24 protein-coding genes and 1 riboswitch are annotated in these 22539 nt (G+C 39.5%); of the genes, 14 read left to right on the top strand and 10 right to left on the bottom strand.

Going from position 1 to position 22539, the window contains the following annotated elements:
• Positions 1 to 48: 48 nt before the first annotated feature.
• On the bottom strand, positions 49 to 2097 hold the full coding sequence (locus FNW07_RS00370) for a pitrilysin family protein (protein ID WP_185964603.1): 2049 nt from the start codon (positions 2095 to 2097) through the stop codon (positions 49 to 51).
• A 9-nt stretch (positions 2098 to 2106) separates the two neighbouring features.
• A complete protein-coding gene (locus FNW07_RS00375; protein ID WP_126743344.1) occupies positions 2107 to 3435 on the bottom strand; it encodes a pitrilysin family protein in 1329 nt (442 codons plus the stop codon).
• 263 nt (positions 3436 to 3698) lie between these two features.
• Between FNW07_RS00375 and rplU the strand changes: the two genes are divergently transcribed.
• Positions 3699 to 4118, top strand: coding sequence for a 50S ribosomal protein L21 (rplU, locus tag FNW07_RS00380; protein ID WP_126743343.1), 420 nt, complete (start codon positions 3699 to 3701; stop codon positions 4116 to 4118).
• 22 nt (positions 4119 to 4140) lie between these two features.
• Positions 4141 to 4401 (top strand): 50S ribosomal protein L27, encoded by a 261-nt coding sequence (gene rpmA / locus FNW07_RS00385; RefSeq protein WP_126743342.1) that lies wholly within the window; start codon positions 4141 to 4143, stop codon positions 4399 to 4401.
• A 73-nt stretch (positions 4402 to 4474) separates the two neighbouring features.
• On the opposite strand, the gene FNW07_RS00390 is transcribed toward rpmA, so the two are convergent.
• Both FNW07_RS00390 and ahcY read right to left on the bottom strand, forming a co-directional pair.
• Positions 4475 to 4831: a hypothetical protein gene (locus FNW07_RS00390; RefSeq protein ID WP_126743341.1), complete on the bottom strand. Its 357-nt coding sequence runs from the start codon at positions 4829 to 4831 to the stop codon at positions 4475 to 4477.
• A gap of 123 nt (positions 4832 to 4954) precedes the next feature.
• The gene (ahcY, locus tag FNW07_RS00395; RefSeq protein WP_126743340.1) at positions 4955 to 6271 is read right to left on the bottom strand and encodes an adenosylhomocysteinase; all 1317 of its coding nucleotides are present in this window, start codon (positions 6269 to 6271) and stop codon (positions 4955 to 4957) included.
• 213 nt (positions 6272 to 6484) lie between these two features.
• Here ahcY and FNW07_RS00400 point away from each other — a divergent pair, with 213 nt between their 5' ends.
• Entirely contained in the window at positions 6485 to 7117 is a 633-nt protein-coding gene (locus tag FNW07_RS00400) for a 4'-phosphopantetheinyl transferase superfamily protein (protein ID WP_126743339.1), read from the top strand.
• Here FNW07_RS00400 and FNW07_RS00405 read toward each other — a convergent pair.
• From FNW07_RS00405 to FNW07_RS00415, 3 genes are all read right to left on the bottom strand, one after another.
• Entirely contained in the window at positions 7096 to 7503 is a 408-nt protein-coding gene (locus tag FNW07_RS00405; RefSeq protein ID WP_126743338.1) for a group III truncated hemoglobin, read from the bottom strand. The genes FNW07_RS00400 and FNW07_RS00405 overlap by 22 nt on opposite strands.
• A 3-nt stretch (positions 7504 to 7506) precedes the next feature.
• A complete protein-coding gene (locus tag FNW07_RS00410) occupies positions 7507 to 7794 on the bottom strand; it encodes a hypothetical protein (protein ID WP_126743337.1) in 288 nt (95 codons plus the stop codon).
• A gap of 79 nt (positions 7795 to 7873) precedes the next feature.
• Entirely contained in the window at positions 7874 to 8470 is a 597-nt protein-coding gene (locus FNW07_RS00415; protein WP_126743336.1) for a Crp/Fnr family transcriptional regulator, read from the bottom strand.
• 99 nt (positions 8471 to 8569) lie between these two features.
• Between FNW07_RS00415 and FNW07_RS00420 the strand changes: the two genes are divergently transcribed.
• From FNW07_RS00420 to FNW07_RS00440, 5 genes are all read left to right on the top strand, one after another.
• The gene (locus FNW07_RS00420; RefSeq protein ID WP_126743334.1) at positions 8570 to 9280 is read left to right on the top strand and encodes a geranylgeranylglyceryl/heptaprenylglyceryl phosphate synthase; all 711 of its coding nucleotides are present in this window, start codon (positions 8570 to 8572) and stop codon (positions 9278 to 9280) included.
• Between the two features lies 1 nt (position 9281).
• Positions 9282 to 9905, top strand: coding sequence for a nicotinamide riboside transporter PnuC (gene pnuC, locus FNW07_RS00425; protein WP_126743367.1), 624 nt, complete (start codon positions 9282 to 9284; stop codon positions 9903 to 9905).
• On the top strand, positions 9866 to 11974 hold the full coding sequence (locus FNW07_RS00430) for a DUF4301 family protein (RefSeq protein WP_126743333.1): 2109 nt from the start codon (positions 9866 to 9868) through the stop codon (positions 11972 to 11974). The genes pnuC and FNW07_RS00430 overlap by 40 nt, the downstream gene beginning before the upstream one ends.
• 2 nt (positions 11975 to 11976) lie before the next feature.
• Complete coding sequence (gene arfB / locus FNW07_RS00435) at positions 11977 to 12381, top strand: alternative ribosome rescue aminoacyl-tRNA hydrolase ArfB (protein ID WP_126743330.1); 405 nt, start codon at positions 11977 to 11979, stop codon at positions 12379 to 12381.
• 80 nt (positions 12382 to 12461) lie between these two features.
• Positions 12462 to 12558: riboswitch (TPP riboswitch) on the top strand.
• Positions 12559 to 12676: 118 nt separating this feature from the next.
• Entirely contained in the window at positions 12677 to 14857 is a 2181-nt protein-coding gene (locus FNW07_RS00440; RefSeq protein ID WP_126743329.1) for a TonB-dependent receptor, read from the top strand.
• Between the two features lie 56 nt (positions 14858 to 14913).
• Here FNW07_RS00440 and FNW07_RS00445 read toward each other — a convergent pair whose 3' ends face one another.
• A complete protein-coding gene (locus FNW07_RS00445) occupies positions 14914 to 15327 on the bottom strand; it encodes a hypothetical protein (protein WP_126743327.1) in 414 nt (137 codons plus the stop codon).
• 165 nt (positions 15328 to 15492) lie between these two features.
• Here FNW07_RS00445 and greA point away from each other — a divergent pair, with 165 nt between their 5' ends.
• The 3 genes from greA (at position 15493) to FNW07_RS00460 (ending at position 17620) form a co-directional block, all read left to right on the top strand.
• A complete protein-coding gene (greA, locus tag FNW07_RS00450) occupies positions 15493 to 15969 on the top strand; it encodes a transcription elongation factor GreA (RefSeq protein WP_126743325.1) in 477 nt (158 codons plus the stop codon).
• Positions 15970 to 15979: 10 nt separating this feature from the next.
• Positions 15980 to 16369 (top strand): HIT family protein, encoded by a 390-nt coding sequence (locus tag FNW07_RS00455; protein WP_126743324.1) that lies wholly within the window; start codon positions 15980 to 15982, stop codon positions 16367 to 16369.
• 84 nt (positions 16370 to 16453) lie between these two features.
• The gene (locus FNW07_RS00460; RefSeq protein ID WP_126743322.1) at positions 16454 to 17620 is read left to right on the top strand and encodes a transglutaminase domain-containing protein; all 1167 of its coding nucleotides are present in this window, start codon (positions 16454 to 16456) and stop codon (positions 17618 to 17620) included.
• Here FNW07_RS00460 and FNW07_RS00465 read toward each other — a convergent pair.
• Positions 17617 to 18771, bottom strand: a complete 1155-nt coding sequence (locus FNW07_RS00465) for a PAS domain-containing sensor histidine kinase (protein ID WP_126743321.1) — start codon at positions 18769 to 18771, stop codon at positions 17617 to 17619. The two genes, FNW07_RS00460 and FNW07_RS00465, sit on opposite strands and share 4 nt — an antisense overlap.
• Positions 18772 to 19179: 408 nt before the next feature.
• On the opposite strand from FNW07_RS00465, the gene FNW07_RS00470 reads away from it, so the two are divergent.
• Genes FNW07_RS00470 through aat form a run of 3 tightly spaced genes read left to right on the top strand, consistent with a single transcriptional unit; the run spans position 19180 to position 21185 of the window.
• Positions 19180 to 20064 (top strand): flavin reductase family protein, encoded by an 885-nt coding sequence (locus tag FNW07_RS00470; RefSeq protein ID WP_126743320.1) that lies wholly within the window; start codon positions 19180 to 19182, stop codon positions 20062 to 20064.
• A gap of 45 nt (positions 20065 to 20109) precedes the next feature.
• Complete coding sequence (locus FNW07_RS00475) at positions 20110 to 20484, top strand: DUF3127 domain-containing protein (protein WP_126743319.1); 375 nt, start codon at positions 20110 to 20112, stop codon at positions 20482 to 20484.
• Positions 20485 to 20543: 59 nt separating this feature from the next.
• Complete coding sequence (gene aat / locus FNW07_RS00480) at positions 20544 to 21185, top strand: leucyl/phenylalanyl-tRNA--protein transferase (RefSeq protein WP_126743317.1); 642 nt, start codon at positions 20544 to 20546, stop codon at positions 21183 to 21185.
• 212 nt (positions 21186 to 21397) lie between these two features.
• Here the strand turns inward: aat and FNW07_RS00485 are convergent, their stop codons facing one another.
• Positions 21398 to 22537 carry a hypothetical protein gene (locus FNW07_RS00485; protein ID WP_126743316.1) on the bottom strand — a complete coding sequence of 380 codons (1140 nt, stop codon included), beginning with the start codon at positions 22535 to 22537 and terminating at the stop codon, positions 21398 to 21400.
• Between the last annotated feature and the right edge of the window lie 2 nt (positions 22538 to 22539).

A 22539-nucleotide genomic window follows, 5' to 3' on the forward strand; every position in this document is an offset into this window, starting at 1 on the left:
AAAGGCCATCTTTTCAGATGGCCTTTTTGCATATAGGTTTCGATGTGATTAAAGGAAATCGATATCGTTTACTCCTTCGTTGATTTTTACTTCAGAGATTTTAAAGTCCAGTTCCATTCCTTGATTGATTACCATGCCGAAAGGTATTTTAACTCCTTTTATTTCTTTATAATCAGAATAATTGGTAGTCACAGTCATTTTCTTATCTCCTTTTTCAACCAATTTTGTTTCCGAAACTTTCAACCCTGATTTCACATCGTAGAATATAGTTGATTTACCATTTTTGATGATGTACGCATCACTTCCGTTGATAGACTCGATTCCGTCAAGAACCAAATCCGTTTTCTTCAACATAAGCAATTCTTCGAATGTCGTAGCAGATGCTTTTCTCTCGATATATTCTTCAGGAGTCAAATCTTTTCTTTGTCCTTGTTGCACAGAATAACCGATTTTATCATTCACAACTTGCTTCGACAATTCGCCCATTCCTTCCATTTCGATTTTCACTAAAGCTTTCCCTTTAAAGTCCTTTTTAGCAGTAAATTTTATAGGCATTGGTGCTTGTGGGATGGTAGCTGAACCCGTCATAAAGATCGTTTTCACAGCCGCAACCGCTTTAGCACCACCAATTGCAGTGATATAATTGTCTAAAACAGTTTTCACGGTAACTCCGGCGGGAGCCTCTTTTTTCATTACCGGTTTGGCAACAGGATTACCAAATTTGTCGAAATAGAACATTGGGATTTTTAGTTTTTCCAAACCTGGAATCACTTCGCTTCCTTTACCTACAATTACTACTCTGATATTGTCAGCAAGGAAATATTTATTGGCTACAGCCATAACGTCCTCAGCAGTTACTGCCTCGATGTTTTTGATGTAGTTTTCGTAGAAATCTTCAGGAAGGCCCTGCGTTCTGATTCTTAATGCATAACCCGCAACCGTTTGTGGTTTCTCAATTTGCATTACAAATTTTCCAATGTAACCTGCCTTAACATTGTTCAATACTTCAGCAGATACTTTTTCAGTTCTGATTTTTTTGATTTCATTGAAAAATTCAACTACTGCACTATCAGTAACCGCATTTCTTACTTGCGTAGAAGCTCTGAAAGCAGAAACATATTTGCTTCCGCTAATGCCTGAACGGGCACCATATGTCCAACCGTGCGCCTCACGCAAATTCATGTTCAGGTAACTGTTGAAGTCACCTCCCAAAATTTGGTTCGCAACAATAGCGGCAAAATATTCTTTGTCATTCATTTTCAGATTCACCGTATTCTGCAAAGCAATTTCGGATTGAACCGCGTTTGGCATATCAATAAAGTTGATTTGCGCATATTGAACGTTCTTTGGCTCAGCATACTCCAGACTTGGAGCAGTCGCTTTTTTCCATGATCCAAAAAGTTTGGTCACCGCTTTTTTAGTGTCTTTGAATTTAACGTCTCCAATGATAATTAAATACGCATTCGCAGGAACAAAATTCGTGTGATAGTTGTTGATTACATCTTCAAGGGTAACGTTTTTAATGGTCTCTTCGCTCAGGTATTCCCCAAAAGGATGGTTCTTCCCGAAAGCCAACACGCTTTGAACGCGCGAAGCTACAGCAGCCACATTTTTTTCATCTGTTTTTAAACGCTCTATTAATTTGTCTCTTTCCTTGTCGAATTCAGCTTGCGTGAAATTTGGATTCAAGGCACCTTCTGCCATTAATTCCAGAATTCTTCCTGAATATTTAGACAAACTGTTTGCTGAAGCTCCGGCAGAGTTAAAGGTGATGTCAGCACCTAAGAAGTCAATTTCCTCATTGAAGACATCTTTTGAAATGGTAGCACTTCCTTTTCCAATTAAGCTGCTGGTCAGATTGTCCACTCCTTTTTTAGATCCTTCCAAACCTGGCGTATTGTCAATGGTCAGATTAAAAGAAACCCTAGGAAGTTTATGGTTCTCCACTACGAGAACCTTGAGTCCGTTAGGTAAAGTAAAAGTTGCTGGTTTTTTAATATTAATAGCTGGTGATGGACCAGGTTTTGGCTGAGTTCTGTCTTGTGCTTGCATAATTACTGTTATAAACAAGCTTAATACTATAAGTGTTTTTTTCATGAGGATATCTTAGTTTTGAGCTTTGTCTTTTGATGGAACATAATCCAAAATCAATCGTTGGTTTGGATTTAAATATTTCTTGGCAACATCTCTGATTTCTTGAGCTGTGATAGAACGGTACATTTCAATTTCAGTATTGATCAAATTTATATCCCCGTATAATAAATAATAAGAAGCTAAGTTTTCGGCAATACCTTCAACGTTGGCATTTCCGTTTACATAATTGTTTTCGTATTTGTTTTTCAGTTTTTGCATTTCATTGTCTGAAAGCAACTCGTTCTGGATTTTAACAATTTCTTCATCTATTTCTTTAACGATAGCTTCAGAAGTATTGTCTCCCTGCGGCATTCCGTAAAGGATATACATTCCGTAATCTTCCTGGCTGTAGCTGAAAGCTCCAATCTGTAACGCCATTTTCTTGTCTTCTACGATTTTTTTGTACAATCTTGAACTTTTTCCGTCGCTTAAGATCGTCGAAATCATATCCAGAACCCGGGCATCACGTGTTTTCATTGATGGGGTTCTGTACGAAGCTACCACCATTGGTTTCTGGATGTTCGGATCTTGGTATGTTGCTCTTATCGTTTGGGTAATCGGCGCTTCAACAAAAGTTTTTCTGTCGATGTCCGCTCCTCTCGGGATAGCCCCAAAATATTTCTGAACCCATTCTTTAGTTTTGGCAATGTCATTCAAATCCCCTGCCACTACAAGAACGGCATTGTTAGGAACATAGAATTTTTTGTTGAATGCCTGGAATTCTTCCAGTTTTGAAGCATCCAGATGCTCCATAGATCCGATGGTTGCCCAACGGTACGGGTGATTCACAAACATATTTTTCTTTACTTCGGCAATTAGGCTTCCGTAAGGCTGGTTGTCAACACGTAGACGTTTCTCTTCTTTTACCACCTCATTTTGGGTATCCACACCAATTTGGTTAATTACCGGATGCATTAATCTTTCTGATTCCATCCATAATCCCAATTCTAAATTGTTAGAAGGGAAAACTTCATAGTAATAGGTTCTGTCATCAGAAGTGTTCGCGTTGTTGATTCCTCCGTTTGAAGTAACGATTTTGAACCATTCGCCACGTTTGATATTGGCAGTTCCTTCAAACAATAAATGTTCGAAAAAGTGCGCGAATCCAGTACGTTCCGGGTTTTCGTCCTTAGATCCTACGTGATACATTACTGATGTGATTACGACAGGAGCCGAGGCATCGTTATGCAAGATAACATGCATCCCGTTGTCTAAATTGTACTCTTCAAAAGCTACTTTTTGCGCTGATGCGGTACCGCCGAGCATAATCATAGAACTTAAAGCCATTAATGAATTTTTCATAAAAGATTAATAATTTGGTTGATTGAAACGAATTGGTAGTGCAATTTTGTTTTTTGTTACGTCAAAAATACTTTTTTTTCGCAATATATTATTTGACTATCCTAATTTAAAGCGAATTTAACGATTATTAGCTTGATTAATACTGTTAAAAAATAATTTAAAGGACTGATTACCAATAAAACTATTTTTTTTGCAGAAGTGATTGCACAATAAATTTTAAGTTGTATATTTGCATCCTTAAAAATTAACTAAACATCATTGTTATGTACGCAATCGTAGAGATAGCAGGGCAACAATTTAAAGTAAGCAAAGACTTAAAGGTTTACGTTAATCGTTTGACAAATGAAGAAGGTTCGAAAATTTCTTTCGCCAAAGTTCTTTTGTTAGATGATAACGGTACAATCACTTTAGGCGCCCCAGCTATAGAAGGTGCTTCAGTAGAAGCCAAAGTGTTACAACACTTAAAAGGAGATAAAGTAATCATTTTCAAAAAGAAAAGAAGAAAAGGTTACAAAAAGAGAAACGGACACCGTCAGTATCTTACTCAAATTGTAATTGAAGGAATCAGCGCGACTGGTACAACTAAAAAGACTGCTGCAAAAAAAGAAGCTGTTGAAGTTACTGCTGATGTAGAAGCTCCAAAGAAAAAAGCTCCTAAAAAAGCAGAAACAACACAAGAATAATAACATTATAAACTAATACGTCATGGCTCACAAGAAAGGTGTCGGTAGTTCCAAGAATGGTAGAGAATCAGAATCAAAACGTTTAGGTGTTAAGATTTTTGGTGGTCAAGCTGCTATTGCCGGGAACATCATAGTAAGACAAAGAGGTTCAAAACACAATCCAGGTGAAAATGTTTACATGGGTAAAGATCATACTTTACATGCTAGAGTTGATGGAGTGGTTAAGTTCCAGAAAAAAGGTGAAAATAAATCATACGTTTCTATCCTTCCATTCGAAGCATAAGAAATACGATTTTTTTGATATTAAAAACCCGTTCGCCAAGGCGAACGGGTTTTTTTGTATTTTATATTGTGGATTATTTTGCTTTGGCGTTTTCCAATGCATCATTATACCCTTCCTTCAAATCCTCTCTGACTTCCTGAGCTCCTTCTTTGGTCGATTGCCAAGCCGCTTCTGCTTTGTCAACTGCGGCTTGAGCTGCCTGTTGTGCTTCACTATTTCCAGAAGCTCTGGCTTCTTCTAATTTTCTCTTGGCTTCGTCCAGATTCGTTTTGGCTCTTTCTCCAATTTCCAGGTCCAGATTGTTTTTGGTAGTCGTTGTAGTCACGGTCACCTGACCGTCTTCGGTTGTTGTGGTCACCGTTTCTTCTTTTTTACAGGCAGTGGCGAATAACAATCCGCACAATGTTAAGGTAAGAGTCAGCTTTTTCATTTGTAAGTTTTATTTTTATAGTAATATTACTGAAATTTTATCGTAAAACAAAAAACCCTCACTTTTCAGCGAGGGTTTAGATTATAATAGTGAGATTGCTTCGTTTCCTCGCAATGACTAATACTAGTATCTGTAATATTCTGGTTTGTATGGTCCTTCAACAGCAACACCAATGTATTCTGCCTGGTCGTTACGCAACACTTCCAACTCAACACCCAATTTAGCCAAGTGTAAGAACGCCACTTTTTCATCCAAATGCTTTGGCAACATATATACGTCATTGTTATACGCAGCACTGTTTTTCCATAATTCAATTTGAGCCAAAGTCTGGTTTGTAAATGAGTTACTCATTACAAAACTTGGGTGCCCTGTAGCACATCCTAAATTCACCAAACGACCTTCTGCCAAGACTAAAATGTCTTTTCCTGCAATGGTATATTTATCCACCTGTGGTTTGATTTCAATTTTTGACGCACCGTGGTTTTTGTTCAACCAGGCCATATCAATTTCGTTATCAAAGTGACCGATATTACAAACAACAGTCTTGTCTTTCATTTTCTCGAAATGACTTCCCAAAACAATATCTTTATTTCCGGTAGTAGTAATGATAATATCAGCTGTACCGATAACAGTATCTAATTTTTTAACTTCAAATCCGTCCATAGCAGCTTGCAAAGCACAAATCGGGTCAATTTCAGTAACGGTAACAATAGATCCCGCACCTCTGAAAGAAGCCGCAGTTCCTTTACCCACATCACCATAACCACAAACGATGACTCTTTTTCCGGCCAACATCAAGTCTGTTGCACGACGGATCGCGTCTACAGCACTTTCTTTACAACCGTATTTATTGTCAAATTTCGATTTCGTAACCGAGTCATTCACGTTGATTGCCGGCATTGGCAATGTTCCGTTTTTCACTCTTTCGTAAAGTCTGTGAACACCGGTAGTCGTTTCTTCTGATAAACCTTTGATTCCGGCAACCAATTCCGGGTAACGGTCAATAACCATGTTGGTCAAATCTCCCCCATCATCCAAAATCATGTTCAACGGTTGTCTGTCTTCGCCAAAGAATAAAGTTTGTTCGATACACCAGTCAAAATCTTCCTCGTTCAGACCTTTCCAGGCATAAACCTGAATTCCTGCAGCAGCAATGGCAGCGGCAGCCTGATCCTGAGTTGAGAAAATATTACAAGAACTCCAGGTCACTTCAGCACCAAGAGCAATCAAGGTCTCAATTAAAACTGCAGTCTGGATCGTCATGTGAAGACATCCTGCAATACGCGCACCTTTCAATGGCTGCTCGTTTTTATATTCGCTGCGAAGCGCCATTAATCCTGGCATTTCTGCTTCTGCCAATTCGATTTCTTTTCTTCCCCAAGCCGCAAGAGAAATATCTTTCACTTTGTAGGCCACAAAAGGTATTGTTGTTGTACTCATCTATTATATATTTGTAATTGCTAAATAATTGCGCAAATTTACGGAATTCCTTTTTTATTTAAAATGATTTCCCTAATAATTATGAATTATTTACAGATGTAATCTTTTGAATTTTAATGAAATGATTTTTAAAAGCTATTTCCTGCTATCCGCTGTATCCACGCGAAAAGGCGTGGGATGCCGCTTTTATCAGGGCTAAATCAGAAGTAATCAATGCCATTACACAAAATAATTAACGTCAGCGATTCGATTCAGGTTTTTGTTTGGAAAATAACAGAATCTTATGAGGAGTTGTGCAACGAAGTCGAACTCAACGAAAGGAACATTATCCGTCTGGGCGGAATGCGTTCGGAACTTCAGAAGCGCGCCTTCCTGAGTGTCCGCAAATTATTGCATCACATTGGCTATTCTGATTTTGATGTCAACTATGACGAGTTCGGGAAACCGCTTTTAAAAGACGGCAAACACATCTCCATCACCCATTCCCATGAGTTTTCGGCCATCATTCTGAGTGACGTCAATATTGGTATCGATATGGAAATGCAGCGGGAAAAGATCATTCGGATTGCAGATAAATTTATCGATTGCGAGTTCAATTTTTTGGATTCCGAAAATGAAAATTACATTCGAAAATTAACGGTACTCTGGGGAGCGAAAGAAGCCATCTTTAAAGTCCGCAACGAAGCGGGCATCAGCTTTAAGGATCATATTAAAATGGATCCATTTTCAATGGAAGACAAAGACGGCACAGCGTATCTTCATTTTAAGGGAATCGTCACAAAATTCGCCGTCCATTTTGAAGAAATAGAAAATTTCACTTTAGTCTATGCCATGGAATCCGAATAACCGGGGCCTCGATTTTCATAGATAGCCACTAGTAACACCGTTCCCATTTTTCGGGCACGACGTTTCAGGATTTCAACATTCTCACCTTCAAACAATTCTTCAATAGTCTCAAACCAAAGATTCAGCCACAATCCAAAAAGTGTCGGATCGAGGGTATGCTTGAATTGTTCATCCAGCTTGGCATGCACCAACATTGGATTTCCGACATATTTCCTCACGGCAAATAAATTACTTTCCCAAAAATCAATCAGCTTTTCCAAGTGGGAATCCCAATCTTTAATAGTTTCGTTAAATACCGGGCCAATCTCCTCATTCAATCGTATTTTGGAATAAAAAGCGTGGACTAATAATGATAAGTCCGCCCGGTTCTGAATGTCTTTTTTCATTTTTTAAAGGAATATCGTATTGATAATAATCATTAAAAAGCTTACCATGGCGCTGTTAAGTACCAGGTTAAACACCAATTTAGGCGACTGCTGTGATAAAATGGCTCCGTTCACGCCCATACAAGAAACGACCACAAAGGCCAATTGAACCATCTGAAAAAAAGATGTTCCATTAATAAGGATATACATTACTGCGACCGAACCCAAACAACTTTGGCCAATGATAGCCATAGTTGCACATCCTAAATATTTATTTTCAAATTCCTGAAACGTTTTTTGATAAAGTGTCATACTATGTGATTTTAATTATCACAAATTTATAACCTGCACAGGCTTGGGTTTTATGACTTAAATCACAATCTTAAAAAATTTATCGATACACTTTTCGATTGATGATTTTAACAAGGTTTTTTCTTTCGAGTGCCTTGATGGCTCTAATTACAGTTTCTACGCGAAGGCCAGTTAAATCTGCCATCTGCTGGCGGGTCAGGTCAATACGATGGCCATCCTTTTCATTTTCGATTTTAAAAAACCGGATTGAATAATCCATCAGTTTGAGCAAGCGGTGTTCCGGTTCCTGCGAAGAGATTTCGGCTGCCATTACCGATTTATAATGAAGGCGCTGCGCCAAATTCTCAATAATAGAAAGCGAAATAGAATTATTTTCTTTAACCAGATCCCGAAATTTATCTTTTGGAAGCTGAAAAAGTTCACAATCCGTAACCGCAATAGCACTAGCCGGATAACTACGCTCCAAAAACAACGGTGGCTCTCCGAAACTTTGGGTATCATGAAAGATTCCCTGGATAAATTCCCGTCCGTCATCATTAAAATTGGACATTTTTACTTCGCCGTGAATAATCTGATAGTAATAAGCTGGAAATTCTCCCTCGCGGAAAATAATCTCCCCCTTACTGTATTTCTTGCGGCCGGCATTTTGGGATTCTAATAATTCTTGCGGTATCATTAGTGAAATTATAGGATATCATACAAAAATACCATTAAAATTTTATGGATTTTAAAAAAGGCCTACTTTTACCAAATCAATTAATGTACAAGAGAAATAATGCTCTACAACGAAATCGTGGCCGCAAAAAAATCCGGCCGCAAACTATTGGCCATCCTGCTCGATCCGGATAAGATTGAATTGGACGCCTTGAATAAACTGACCGAGAAGATCAATCAATCTCCCGCTACGCATATCCTGATAGGCGGCAGCTTGGTGGAAACCGATATAATAGCCGATTTAATAGCGCGATTAAAACAAAATTCTTCCCTACCGATTTTGCTCTTTCCGGGGAATCCTTCCCAAATTTCGGACAAAGCTGACGGGATTTTGTTTTTATCCCTGATCTCAGGCAGAAATCCTGATTATTTAATAGGCCATCAGGTAAAAGCTGCTCCATTATTGAAAAAATCGCAGCTCGAAATCATATCGACTGGGTATATCCTCATAGAAAGCGGAGGCGAAACGGCCGTATCTACCGTAAGTCAAACAACTCCGTTAAACCGGAATAATTACGAATTGACACTTGCTACAGCTCAGGCGGGAGAGATGCTCGGCAACAAACTGATTTATCTCGAGGCAGGCAGCGGTGCCCAATTATCGGTACCATTGGAAACGATTCAATTGGTCTCTCAAAATATAGGGATTCCTCTGATTGTTGGTGGCGGCATCAGAAATACAGAAGGAATCCAGAACGCGTATGATTCCGGAGCCGATATGGTCGTGATTGGTACTGCCTTCGAAAATGATTCCAACTTTTTTAATTCCTAAAATGATCGAATATTTGTTTTCCCAATACAATGGGTATCCCACACACGATATCATTCTTGAAATCATCGCTGTTATTTTTGGATTGTGGAGTGTCTGGTGCGCCAAGAAAGATAACATATGGGTATTCCCCACCGGAATAATAAGCACCTTAATCTATGTGTACCTTCTTTATAAATGGTCACTCCTGGGCGATATGACGATTAATGGCTATTATTTCATCATGAGCATTTATGGATGGTACCATTGGACCCGAAAAAAAGGAGATACGGTCGAATATCCTATTTCCCGGATGACTAAAAACGAAAAGACCATTGCTGCCATAATTTTTACCCTAACAATTATTTTTGTTATTATTATCTATCTTATTTTTGATAAATTTACAACGTGGTCATCCTATGTTGACACATTTGTTACCGGGATTTTCTTTGTGGGAATGTGGCTGATGGCCAAAAGAAAAATTGAAAACTGGATCATGTGGATCATTGGTGACATCATATGCATCCCTTTATTTTTTATAAAAGGATTCACCTTTACCAGTATTCAATATATAATATTTACAATCATTGCCTTTTATGGCTATTTAGAATGGAAGAAAACCTTAAGCAGCAGCCCACAAATACTATAAAAATAGCGATTTTTGGACCGGAAAGTACTGGCAAGACGACTTTAGCAAAACAATTGGCAGCCCACTATGAAACAGTTTGGGCCCCCGAATTTGCGCGCGATTATTTGCAGGACAAATGGAATAAGCTTAAAAAAGGCTGTGAACCGGAAGATTTAATGCCTATTGCTGTTGGCCAGACAAGACTGGAAAACGAGGCTTTGCTGATTGCCAACAAATATTTGTTTGCCGACACATCTCTACTGGTAACAAAGGTTTTTTCCGAGATATACTATAACTTTTGCGATCCAATTTTAGACAAAGCGGCACGCGAACACGACTATGATTTATTTTTCCTGACCGATGTGGATGTCCCATGGGAAAAAGACGATTTGAGAGACAGTCCTTTAGACAGGAACTCCACCTTTGATACTTTCAAACAAGCATTAATTGAAAATGATAAGGCATTTATGGTGCTATCCGGCAATATGGTCACCCGTTTGAACAAAGCCATAGGCATCATTGATAATCTCTCTAAAGCGAAGGAAATGAACTTTTCGCCGAAGGATTATGTGCAGATTTGTGATAATGAGATTCAATTGGAAACCATACAGAAACAACTGAATATTTTTAAAAACGGCGCATCAAAAGCCCTCTTGTCCCGACCGGCAACCCTGGGGGATGGGATTATTAAACTGTCGGAACTGCAATTCCAAAACGCGGCAGATTTATTTGACAATGAAAAATCAAAACTGAAACTAAAAAAATTCGTACCCGCTTCCGGTGCAGCCAGCCGGATGTTCAAATTTCTCAATGAATTCCTCAATGAGTTTGATTCAGAAACGGAAACCATCAACGCTTACATCAACCGGAAAAAAGCCAATAACCTCACTGTTTTTTTAGCGGGCCTGGAAAAATTTCCTTTCTTCGAACAGGTCAATGATAGATTACGAACGGAAATTACTGATTTTGATTCTTTGAAACAAGATCAAAAGAATTATCATTTCATAAAAAAAATACTGGCCTCCGATAATTTTGATTTTGCCAACAAACCAAAAGGTGTACTGCCTTTTCATAAGTACAAAGACCATGTTGCAACTCCGGTGGAAGAGCATTTGAACGAAAGCGCCTATTATTCCAGTTCCAATACGATTGCACATTTACACTTCACGGTTTCGGAAATCCATCAGGAGCAGTTTGAAAAGAAGGTTGACCCACTAAAAAGCAAGATGAAAATCCAGTCCGGAATTGAAGTGGATGTAAAATTCTCCTACCAAAAAAAATCCACCGACACCATTGCTGTTGATTTGGAAAATAATCCTTTCAGAAATGAATATGGCCTACTCGTTTTCCGTCCGGGAGGTCACGGAGCCCTGATTGAAAATCTGAATGCGTTGGATGCGGATGTTATTTTTATTAAAAACATTGATAATGTCATTCAAAATCATATTGAAACCATTGCCTTTTATAAAAAAGCACTGGCTGGAACCCTCATCGAAATCCAACAACAGGTTTTTTCCTATTTAACCAAAATTGAGCAGGTCCGAGAGCATGACATTGAAGAGATCACCACTTTTGTCAAAAATAAACTCAACACCGGAGTCATTGATGACTTTACAAAATACACCTTAGAAAATAAAATCAGCCACCTCAAAGCCATACTGAACCGGCCAATCAGGGTCTGTGGTATGGTAAAAAATGAAGGCGAACCGGGGGGCGGCCCATTCTGGACATTAGATTCCAAAGGAAATGACTCACTCCAGATTATTGAAACCTCACAAATTGATTTGACTAACTCGCAACAGAAAGATATTCTTCAGAAGGCAACCCATTTCAATCCCGTAGATTTGGTGTGTGCCATCAAAGATTTCAAAGGCGAGAAATTTGACCTGACCCAATTCATTGATATCAAAAGTGGTTTCATTGTAGAAAAAAATAAAAACGGAAAACCGCTTAAAGCCTATGAGTTACCCGGATTATGGAACGGGGCGATGGCCAACTGGATTACCTTATTTGTCGAAGTTCCATTGATTACCTTCAATCCTGTAAAAACCGTCAATGACCTTTTAAAACCAGCCCATCAGCCACAGTAATATTGGACGCTATAAAAATTATATCCGAATTACAGTTCAAGGCCGTCCGCAGCAGTGGGGCCGGTGGCCAAAATGTAAATAAAGTATCCTCAAAAGTGGTACTTTCTTTTGATTTGTTTGCATCACAGGCATTATCAGAAGAAGAAAAAAAGCTCTTAGAAATGAAGTTGGCAACACGATTGACCAACGAACAAATCCTGATTTTAAACTGTGATGAAGACCGAAGCCAGTTGAAGAACAAGGAAATTGTAATCAAGCGTTTTCTGGAAATAATCAGAAAAGGTTTACTCGTTCCAAAAGCACGAAAAGCTACTAAAGTCCCTAAATCCGTAATCAAAAAACGGATTCACAACAAACGCAGCCAGTCCGAATTAAAGCAAAATCGAAGAAAACCTGACCTCAATTAGCTGATTGTCATGTAGTTTGTGTTTTGATAAAAATCCAAGCCCAATCCAACGGAATATCAAAATAACTTTTCTAAATTTGCACCGTCTCAAAGGGGTGCTCCAAATAACGAGCTGAGATTATACCCAAAGAACCTGGGCAGGTAATGCTGCCAAGGGAGGACCGAGCGATAAAAAATGTTCAGTGAACATTTTTAGCGAAGGAGCCAGAACGCGCGCTGGCAATTTCACCGCAAAGTCAAAAACAATTAATTTAACAACAGAATAATTACCCCTTTTATTCGTAATCTATTTACGAATGAAAACTGCTTTAAAATTTTCTTCGATTATAGCCTTGGCGCTATTTTCGAACAGTAGTGTTTTTGCACAGGAAAAAACCAAAACCGACACTACAAAATCCAAAACAATCAATCTAGATGAAGTTTTAGTTTCCACTGTCCGTGTGACCGAACAAACGCCTGTGGCCTTTTCCAATATCAATAAAGAGGAGCTGGCGAAACGCAATTTGGGTCAGGACATTCCATTATTAATGAACTTCCTTCCATCGGTGGTTACCACTACCGATGCAGGAAATGGCGTGGGCTACACCGGAATCCGGGTACGTGGAAGCGACGGGACGCGTGTGAATGTGACTTTAAACGGAATCCCATACAACGATAGCGAAAGCATGGGAACTTATTTTGTCGATATGCCCGATTTCGCATCTTCTGTAGAGAGCCTGCAATTACAGCGCGGGGTTGGAACTTCAACAAATGGAGCGGGAGCTTTTGGCGCAAGCCTGAATTTACTTACTGATAGCTATTCTAAGGAAAGTAAAGGAGAGATTTCAAATTCCGGCGGAAGTTTCAATACCCGGAAACATACGGTAAAATTCAGCACCGGATTAATGAACAACCAGTTTGAAATTGCCGGAAGGCTTTCTAATATTGCGTCAGACGGCTACATTGACCGGGCATCGTCGGATTTAAAATCGTATTTCCTGCAAGGAACTTTCGTTGGAAAAACCACTTTAATCAAGGCGCTTGTTTTTGGAGGCCATGAAAGAACCTACCAAGCCTGGAATGGAATTGATGCCGCAACCTTAAAAACGAACCGCACTTTTAATTCTGCGGGAATGTATTTTGATGATGCCGGAACCATGAAGTTTTACGAAAATGAAGTGGATAACTACAACCAGGATCATTATCAATTGCATTGGAGCGAAAAATTATCGAAACATTGGAATATGAATATGGCTTTGCATTATACCAAAGGAAAAGGCTATTATGAAAGTTTTAAAGAAGATGCCGATTTTGCTGATTATGGATTCACACCAATCGTTATTGGAGGAGAAACCGTTAATACAACAGATTTGGTCAGAAGAAAATGGCTGGACAATGATTTTTACGGAACCACTTTTTCTGCCAATTATAAAAATGAAAACCTGGACCTGATTCTCGGATACGGGCTTAACAAATATGAAGGGCTGCACTACGGAGAAGTAATCTGGGCCAGGTATGCTTCGGATAGTGAACTGGGTGACCATTACTATAATGATCAGGCTACTAAAATCGACGAGAATATCTTTGCAAAAGCCAATTATCAGTTAACCAAAGAACTGAGCTTGTACGGGGATTTACAAATCAGGACTGTGACCTATAAAGCAGACAGCCCGGAAACCGGATCAGTGAATGACACATTCCAGTTCTTTAATCCAAAAGCGGGCATAACGTATGCCGTGAACACCAAAAACAGTTTATATCTGTCATATGCGCGTGCGAATCGTGAGCCAAACAGGACCGATTATGAAAATGGAAATCCAAAACCGGAAAAACTAAATGATTTCGAATTGGGCTGGAGATTGAATACCCCTAAAACAAAACTGAACGTAAATACGTATTTCATGTTTTATAAGGACCAACTGGTGTTAACCGGTGCGTTGGATGATGTGGGTTCTCCTTTGAGAGAAAATGTGGGAGACAGTTACCGTATAGGAATTGAATTAGATGCGGCGGTTACTTTATCTGAAATGGTGTCCATCAGGCCTAACATTACCCTTAGTACTAATAAGAATGTAGATTATCATTTTCAGAGAGATGGCGTGTTACAGGATTTAGGAGATACTGATATTGCTTATTCTCCAAGCATTGTTGCGGGAAACATCTTGGCTGTTACACCTTTTAAAAACCTGCAGGTTAACTTTCTTTCAAAATTCGTAGGAGAGCAATTTATGGGGAATATCGATTCGGAAAGTTCCAAACTGGACAGCTATTTTGTCAATGACCTGAGTATGTCTTATGAACTTTTAACCAAAAAAGTATTCAAATCCATCGTTTTTACAGGGTTGATTAACAACATTTTTGATGCCAAATATGAATCAAATGGTTATTACTACACGTATGACGACGATTCTTCAGGATCCCCAATCACTTACGATGGAGCAGGTTATTATCCTCAGGCAGGAATCAATTTCTTAGTGGGAGTGACTTTGAAATTCTAAGATTTTCATTATTTGTTGGGACAGCAGGGTCATCTTCACGGATGCTCTGCTGTTTTTTAATTATAGACCCGAATCAAATTCCCATTTGCCTCGACACGATAAGGTTTCATCGGATATTGTTTTCCCTGGCTTTGACCCGTATACAAACTATAGGAAGCACTGTCACAGGAACAAACTGCGTTGATTCCGTTTTTTGACATCGTCGAACACGAACTTATAGCTTGATTGGGACAGGCCGCATCAAAAGCAGTATACCCGCTTCCGGTGTTGAAAACAAAAATACCCCGGGCACCATAACTTCCAATATACACCCCATTTCCCGCAAACTTCAGATTATTATACGTCGGCAAATCGGTATTGATGTCTACAGAGAAACCATAATTGGGAATATACGGATTGTGATTATTAAAATTTTCACTTTCACAGCTAAATATAAATGGCAATAACAATAACAGGATATATTTTTTCATCTTTCAAAATTTCTTAAAATAATAGCGTGAACAAATTTAATTTATTTAACTTTGAATTCTATTGGAATGACATTTAATATTGACTAAAAATAAATAGCTATTATCTTTGCAAAAAGAAATCCCGTTCCGATGGGATTTTTTCTATTTTATATAAACGATGAAATTATGAGCGCAGTATCTTACTACACAGCAGAAGGATTGAAGAAATTGAGGGAAGAATTAGACCACTTAAAAAGCGTGATGCGTCCAAAAGCATCTCAAGATATAGCAGAAGCAAGAGATAAAGGTGATTTATCTGAAAATGCTGAATACGATGCGGCCAAAGAAGCGCAGGGTATGCTGGAAATGCGTATTGCCAAATTGGAAGAAGTTCATGCCAATGCACGATTGATTGATGAAACGCATCTGGATGTTTCCAAAGTATTGGTCCTGTCTAATGTAAAAATCAAGAATCAGTCTAACGGCACTGAAATGAAATACACGTTGGTAGCCGAAAGCGAAGCCGATCTTAAAACCGGGAAAATATCGGTGACTTCTCCAATTGGAAGAGGACTGCTTGGAAAATCAGTAGGTGAAGTAGCCGAAATTACTGTTCCGAACGGTATACTGAAATTTGAGATTTTAGAAATTTCCAGAGACTAAACCAAAGCGTATGTCAACCATTTTTACAAAAATCATAAACGGTGAAATCCCAAGCTATAAAGTAGCCGAGGACGAGAACTACCTGGCTTTTTTAGATGTGAATCCCAATGCAAAGGGACATACTTTATGCATCCCGAAATTCGAGGTCAACAAGATTTTTGATATGGATGAAGCGCATTATTTGGGTCTGATGCATTTTTCCAGAAAAGTGGCCATTGCCCTTGAAAAAGCTGTGCCCTGCAAAAGAGTCGGTATGGCGGTTATCGGACTGGAAGTACCGCATGCACATGTGCACCTGATTCCGCTGAATGAAATGGGCGAAATGACTTTCAAACATAAAGTAACCCTGACTCCGGAGGAATTTGAAGCTCTGGCCAAAAAAATCAATTCTTTTTTATAATACTGATAATCAATGCCTCCCATTTTTTTTGATTAGAAATTTGGAATGACTTTTGTGAGAGACGTATCTGCTTAATTGATACTAATGATGAAGAATGTTTTTTTCCTGTTTGTTTTACTTACAACCTGTTCGGTTTTCGGACAGGCACGCAATGAATACACTGCTATCGACCACATGATGGCATCCATTCCCGCAAAAGATACCCAAACCACATCGGCAATAGCCAATTACATTAACACGCATTTTAGCAGTGACAATGATAAGATCCGTGCGGTTTTTTTCTGGACCGCTTCCAACATCAGTTATGATGTGCCCAACATGAACAGTAGGGAGCAGAAAGAAACTTCAGAAGAAAAAATCAACGAAGCATTACAGACCAGAAAAGGCGTTTGCATCCATTATGCCGAAGTCTTCCATGATCTTGCTCAAAAAGTGGGGATAGAATCGGCAATCATCGGGGGCTATACCAAACAACAAGGCGGCGTAAATTATGTTTCCCATGCGTGGTGTGGTGCCAAAATCAATAACAAATGGTACGTTTTCGACCCTACCTGGGGTTCCGGTTTTGTCAATAAAAAAACCTATATCCGGAAAATCAATAATGCTTTTTTTAAGGCAGAACCCTGGAAAATTATCGCTACCCACCTGCCTTTTGATTATATGTGGCAATTCCTGACCTATCCGGTGAGCCCAAAGGAATTCGTCAGCGGAAAACCTGAAAATACAACAGCCAAAACCGCTTTTGATTATGAATCTGCCATTACCAATTACCAAACCCTGTCCGAGACGGAGCAATCAGTTGCCACTGTAGCCCGAATAGAACAAGCCGGCGGTAAAAATTCAGCGATATCCGAATATCTTGATGTCAAAAAGAGCCAAATCAATTATACCCGGCAGAGTAAGGTTATAGCCGATTTTAATGAGGTCGTAAAAGCGTATAATGAAGGAGTGTATGAGTTGAACAACTTCATCCAGTACCGAAACAGACAGTTCAAACCCCATGTTTCAGATGAAGCTTTAAAAAATATGATGGCAGTAACGATGACCAAATTGCTATACAGCCAAAAACTGTTGAACAGCATAGGCTTTGTCGACAGAACCAATATGGAGACTGTCAATTCGATGCGGAAATCAATGACTGAAACGATGAGAGAAGCCAATCAACAGGAAGTGTTCGTCACGAAATACCTGAGCAAATCCAAGCTGGTACGCAAAAGCATGTTTTATAAATTGCGGACAGAGTATCTTTAAACCGGCATATTTTTCCGGAAACAAACCTGCATAACAGTTCCTTTATTTACTTCCGAACTCAGTACTTTAATTTTTCCTTTGTGGTATTCCTCCACAATTCTTTTCGTCAGCGAAAGTCCTAACCCCCACCCTCTTCTTTTGGTGGTAAATCCCGGCTCGAATATTCTTTTGAATTGATTTTTCGGAATCCCTTTCCCGGAGTCGGAAATCTTGATCTTGACATATTTGGCATCTTCCTCAATGGAAACCACAATTTTACCGCGGCCCCTCATCGCATCAATGGCGTTTTTGACGAGGTTTTCGATGGTCCAGCTGTGCAATGCCGGATTAATCGAAATCATTATCGGGGTTTTGGGAGCCTTAAAATTAAATTCCACCTGCTTGGAGAATCGGGATTGCAGGTATTCAAAAGAATGCTCGGTTTCAGCAATGATATCCTTGCTTTCCAGTACCGGCTCCGACCCTATTTTGGAAAAACGATCGGTGATGTTCTGTAACCGGACAATATCTTTTTCGATTTCGGAGACGGTGGTTTCATCCACATTATCGGCTTTCATGATTTCGAGCCATCCGATTAAAGAGGATAATGGGGTTCCAATCTGATGTGCCGTTTCTTTGGCCATACCCGCCCACAATTTATTCTGCGTGGCCATTTTGGTGCTTCTGTAGAAATTATAGACCAATCCGCCAAACAGGAAAATGATCAGCAGCAATGCCACCGGATAATACTTCAGCTTGTTCAGTAACGAGGAGTTTCCGTAATACAGGTATTGGAATTTTCCCGGAACATATTCGATCACCACGGGCTGGTTTTCGGTGGATAATTTATATAGAAAGTCGGTGGATTTCTTTTCATTGTTAATGATTTCATCATCGACATTAATGGTATTGATGATGCTGTCGTTCTCGGTCACCATAATCGGAATGGTCGAATTGCTGCTAAAAATTTTCAGCGGAAGGTCTAACGGGGTGTCTTCGCCGGCATTAAACAGGGTCTTCTGGGCCGTAGCCAATATCTCCATCTTCAGGCGTTCCTCATTTTTAAAAATCTGAAAAAACACGTACGTGTTCCAGAGAATCAGTGAGATGATGATAAAGGAAACAACAATGATAATCCAGCGGGTAACACTTCTTTTGTCCGAAAAGTCCATACAGTCAATTTTGTGGCATAAATATAACGAAATATTGGGATTGAAAGTATCCCTATCCCTTTTTGAAGCCCATTTCCTCTTTCAGCTATTTTTTAAATAGAACACGGATGACACCCATTTGACAGATCGGCACAGATTATTTTAGTTATATAAAAAAAACAGGAGTTACAAAAAATTTTCAAGGCAGAATATAGTAACAAATTTCTATCGGTGGAAAATCCGATTAAATCCGTGTCATCCGTGTACTTTATATAGGACGGTTTTATTTTTCGTCTCCAGACAAAAAAATATCAAGCTAAAATAACGAAAGGTATTCCGGCTATTTCCAATCATTTAGTTGATAAATCGTAAAAACAACGGTCGCCATTCTGAATTCCTTTTATTACTTTTGTCTAAATTGAAAATTTTATGATCAGTATTGAACCCAAAGACATCACTTCAGCCAAATTACAAGGGTATCTGCAAAGTTCCGTAGGCCCGCGTCCGATAGCATTTGCCAGCACGATGGATACCGACGGAAATCCCAACTTATCACCTTTCAGTTTTTTTAATGTCTTCAGTTCGAATCCGCCCATCTTAATTTTCTCCCCTGCCCGACGCGTTCGCGACAATACCATCAAACACACCCTCATCAATGCCGACGCTACCCGCGAAGTGGTGATTAATGTGGTGAATTATGATATTGTACAGCAGGTCTCGCTGTCGAGCACCGAATATGCCGATGGTATCAATGAATTCCTGAAATCCGGGTTGACGATGGTCCCTTCGGATATTGTGAAACCGTACCGCGTGGCCGAATCCCCGGTGCAGTTTGAATGCAAAGTCAATGACATCATTCAATTGGGAACCGAAGGCGGCGCCGGAAACCTGATTATCTGTGAGGTCGTAAAAATTCATATCGACGAATCCGTTCTGGATGAGAATGGTTCGATCGATCAGCATAAAATTGATTTGGTTTCCCGAATGGGAGGCAATTGGTATTCGCGTTCCAATCAAGGACTGTTTGAGGTCCCTAAACCGCTGACCACCTTAGGGATTGGTGTGGACGAAATTCCGCAATTCATCCGTGAAAGCCCTGTTTTCAACGGAAACGACCTCGGGATGCTGGGTAACATTGAGGCATTGCCCACAAGAGAAGAAATTGATATATTTGTAAAGGAAAATTTTGCCGTAAAAGGCGTTTTGAGTGCCGATGATATTTTGAAACAGCACCAGAAAGCCAAAGAGTACCTCAACAACCATGATGTACTGTCGGCGTGGAAAGTTTTATTAGCCAAGGGAATCAGTTCCTAAACAGAGTAAAAAACAGCAATAGAAACAGTAATAAAAATAAGCAAGATGGAAGTTACAGGAAAGATTAAAGTGGTAAATGCAGCGCAGCAAGTGAGTGCAGCATTCAAAAAAAGAGAATTAGTTGTTACTACGGATGAGCAATATCCTCAGCACATCATGATTGAGTTTACTCAGGATAAATGTGATTTATTGAACAATTATAATGTAGGTGATGCCGTAAAAGTTTCGATCAACCTGAGAGGAAGAGAATGGGTAAGCCCACAGAATGAAACCAAATATTTCAACAGTATCCAGGGATGGAGAATTGAAAAAATGCAGGCTGATGGGGCTTCGAACCAGGCGCCGCCAATGCCAAGCGCTGGTACCTTTGAACCGGCACCAAGCTTTAAGGAAGAAGATCACGACGATTTACCTTTCTAATACAACACATTAACAGCCTCGAATTTCGGGGCTTTTTTGAACCAAACAATCCCTGACCCTTGTACCATCTGTCCCAAAAAATAGTGTTCCCACCCGTTGATACCGCTGATGAAGACGGTGTCGTTGCCATAGGCGGAGATTTGTCGACGAAGCGGTTACTGCTGGCATACCAGAGCGGTATTTTCCCGTGGTTCAACCCAAACGAACCGATCTTGTGGTGGGCACCCGACCCGAGAATGGTTTTGTTCCCGGACGAGCTGGTGGTTTCAAAGAGCATGCGAGCCATTATCCGGAAAGGCACTTTTACCGTAACCTTCAACCAGAATTTCAAAGAGGTGATCCGCCATTGCCAAAACATGAGAAGGGATGGGCAAAACGGCACATGGATCAGCGACGGCATGCGGGAGGCGTACTGCAAACTCCATGAGGCGGGTATTGCCAAATCGGTAGAGGTGTGGCAGGATGGCGAACTCGTGGGCGGGTTGTATGGCATTGACCTGGGCCATGTGTTTTGTGGAGAGAGCATGTTCTCGAAACGGAGCAATGCCTCTAAGGCGGGGTTTATCGCTTTGGTGGAGTACCTGAAGGCACACCAGTATCACCTGCTGGACTGCCAGATGCACAATGAGCATTTGGAGAGTTTGGGGTGTAGAGAGATTCCGCGGGAGGATTTTATGAAGATTTTAAAGGGAAAAGGTTAACCAAAAAATAATTGAGCGAATCACATCTTTTTCATAGATTCGCATTTTAATTAGCAGTCTTACTTATGTCGTCGAAAACATATTAATATAGTAAGGCTGCTTTTTGCATTCTTCACTAAGACACTTACCATTACGGAGTAGTAGGGGGTTTTTCATTTTCATAGTTGGCGCAAACCTACTCTTTTTGGTGGTTTATCGTTATCGAAAACTTCCTAATCAAATTCATTCAGGCCATAGAGGATTTCTTTCATTTTGGTTCCATTGACCTCAACCGGTTTGTATGCTATGTTGAATTTATTGATGGCCACATCAATATCTGATTTCAGTTTTTTATATTCCAGGGGAAGTTTGGTTTCGCACTGCTTCTGGTTTTCGTAGCTGTTTAAAATGATTTTAAACTTTTCGTAAAACTTGCCTCCTTGGTCTATAAAATTATTGTACTGTGTGATAAATTGGAGCAACCTGTCTATAGGAAACTCCATGTTTACCTGCATCTTATATTGTGGCACTCCGGTTTTCGTTTTCATTTTAACGAGATACTCCTCCATTTTCTGGGTGATGGTTTCCCAATCGTCATTTGTCCGGCAGGTCTCTAAGGAAGCGGTGTAGCCAATTGGTTTTGTGTAGTCTTTAAAGAGCACTTCAATTTCCTGCTTTATTTTCTCGTTGCTGGTCTGCAAGAAAGCCGTTTCAAAGTATATCGTATTCAAATCATTCTGCATCCGAAGCGTGAAATCTAAAATACATTCCACGGACGCGAGTTCTTTATCCTTATCGTCTTTTGAAAGACTGGAAACCAATAGATTTGAAAACGTTTGAACAATCGATATAATCGGATTTGTACCTAAGATAGCTGTTAAATCATACCCTGCTTTTTTATCTTTTTTGGCTGCTACCACTTCTTTTAATCTTCCATATTCCGGATATTGATTCGGATTGGATATTTTGTTGATTTCACTTAGGGTACGAACTGACGCAAAATGATGATCCAGACTCAAGACTTTTTCATACAGGATTTTTATGATTTGTAACCCTTTAAGATATCGTACTTTTGATATTTCATTGGTATTTTCTTTCTGTAAAGACTTTATTTCACCAGCAATGGCGTCTTTTTTCAAGAGTAAATCTACCTTTTTTTCCAATAATACTGCAGTAGTTAAATTGTCATTGATCGCTTTTAGCTGGGAATATAGTACCATGTATTTCACATCGTACTCTTTTTGGATATTCTGAATCTCAAACAACATTTCATGGATAATCCTATTGGGATCACTACCAAGCCTATTTTTTGCAACCCCTTTATAAGAAGTCACTAAAAATAATAATAGTAAAAGTTGTTTTAAAATATTCATTT

Source organism: Flavobacterium sp. GT3R68, from assembly GCF_007109225.1.
Classification (GTDB): domain Bacteria; phylum Bacteroidota; class Bacteroidia; order Flavobacteriales; family Flavobacteriaceae; genus Flavobacterium.

Excerpts from the sequence above, each read along its gene's own strand:
- FNW07_RS00370 (WP_185964603.1), bottom strand. The coding sequence starts at position 2,097 with ATGAAAAAAACACTTATAGTATTAAGCTTGTTTATAACAGTAATTATG.
- FNW07_RS00375 (WP_126743344.1), bottom strand. The coding sequence starts at position 3,435 with ATGAAAAATTCATTAATGGCTTTAAGTTCTATGATTATGCTCGGCGGT.
- rplU (WP_126743343.1), top strand. The coding sequence starts at position 3,699 with ATGTACGCAATCGTAGAGATAGCAGGGCAACAATTTAAAGTAAGCAAA.
- rpmA (WP_126743342.1), top strand. The coding sequence starts at position 4,141 with ATGGCTCACAAGAAAGGTGTCGGTAGTTCCAAGAATGGTAGAGAATCA.
- FNW07_RS00390 (WP_126743341.1), bottom strand. The coding sequence starts at position 4,831 with ATGAAAAAGCTGACTCTTACCTTAACATTGTGCGGATTGTTATTCGCC.
- ahcY (WP_126743340.1), bottom strand. The coding sequence starts at position 6,271 with ATGAGTACAACAACAATACCTTTTGTGGCCTACAAAGTGAAAGATATT.
- FNW07_RS00400 (WP_126743339.1), top strand. The coding sequence starts at position 6,485 with ATGCCATTACACAAAATAATTAACGTCAGCGATTCGATTCAGGTTTTT.
- FNW07_RS00405 (WP_126743338.1), bottom strand. The coding sequence starts at position 7,503 with ATGAAAAAAGACATTCAGAACCGGGCGGACTTATCATTATTAGTCCAC.
- FNW07_RS00410 (WP_126743337.1), bottom strand. The coding sequence starts at position 7,794 with ATGACACTTTATCAAAAAACGTTTCAGGAATTTGAAAATAAATATTTA.
- FNW07_RS00415 (WP_126743336.1), bottom strand. The coding sequence starts at position 8,470 with ATGATACCGCAAGAATTATTAGAATCCCAAAATGCCGGCCGCAAGAAA.
- FNW07_RS00420 (WP_126743334.1), top strand. The coding sequence starts at position 8,570 with ATGCTCTACAACGAAATCGTGGCCGCAAAAAAATCCGGCCGCAAACTA.
- pnuC (WP_126743367.1), top strand. The coding sequence starts at position 9,282 with ATGATCGAATATTTGTTTTCCCAATACAATGGGTATCCCACACACGAT.
- FNW07_RS00430 (WP_126743333.1), top strand. The coding sequence starts at position 9,866 with ATGGAAGAAAACCTTAAGCAGCAGCCCACAAATACTATAAAAATAGCG.
- FNW07_RS00440 (WP_126743329.1), top strand. The coding sequence starts at position 12,677 with ATGAAAACTGCTTTAAAATTTTCTTCGATTATAGCCTTGGCGCTATTT.
- FNW07_RS00445 (WP_126743327.1), bottom strand. The coding sequence starts at position 15,327 with ATGAAAAAATATATCCTGTTATTGTTATTGCCATTTATATTTAGCTGT.
- greA (WP_126743325.1), top strand. The coding sequence starts at position 15,493 with ATGAGCGCAGTATCTTACTACACAGCAGAAGGATTGAAGAAATTGAGG.
- FNW07_RS00455 (WP_126743324.1), top strand. The coding sequence starts at position 15,980 with ATGTCAACCATTTTTACAAAAATCATAAACGGTGAAATCCCAAGCTAT.
- FNW07_RS00460 (WP_126743322.1), top strand. The coding sequence starts at position 16,454 with ATGATGAAGAATGTTTTTTTCCTGTTTGTTTTACTTACAACCTGTTCG.
- FNW07_RS00465 (WP_126743321.1), bottom strand. The coding sequence starts at position 18,771 with ATGGACTTTTCGGACAAAAGAAGTGTTACCCGCTGGATTATCATTGTT.
- FNW07_RS00470 (WP_126743320.1), top strand. The coding sequence starts at position 19,180 with ATGATCAGTATTGAACCCAAAGACATCACTTCAGCCAAATTACAAGGG.
- FNW07_RS00475 (WP_126743319.1), top strand. The coding sequence starts at position 20,110 with ATGGAAGTTACAGGAAAGATTAAAGTGGTAAATGCAGCGCAGCAAGTG.
- FNW07_RS00485 (WP_126743316.1), bottom strand. The coding sequence starts at position 22,537 with ATGAATATTTTAAAACAACTTTTACTATTATTATTTTTAGTGACTTCT.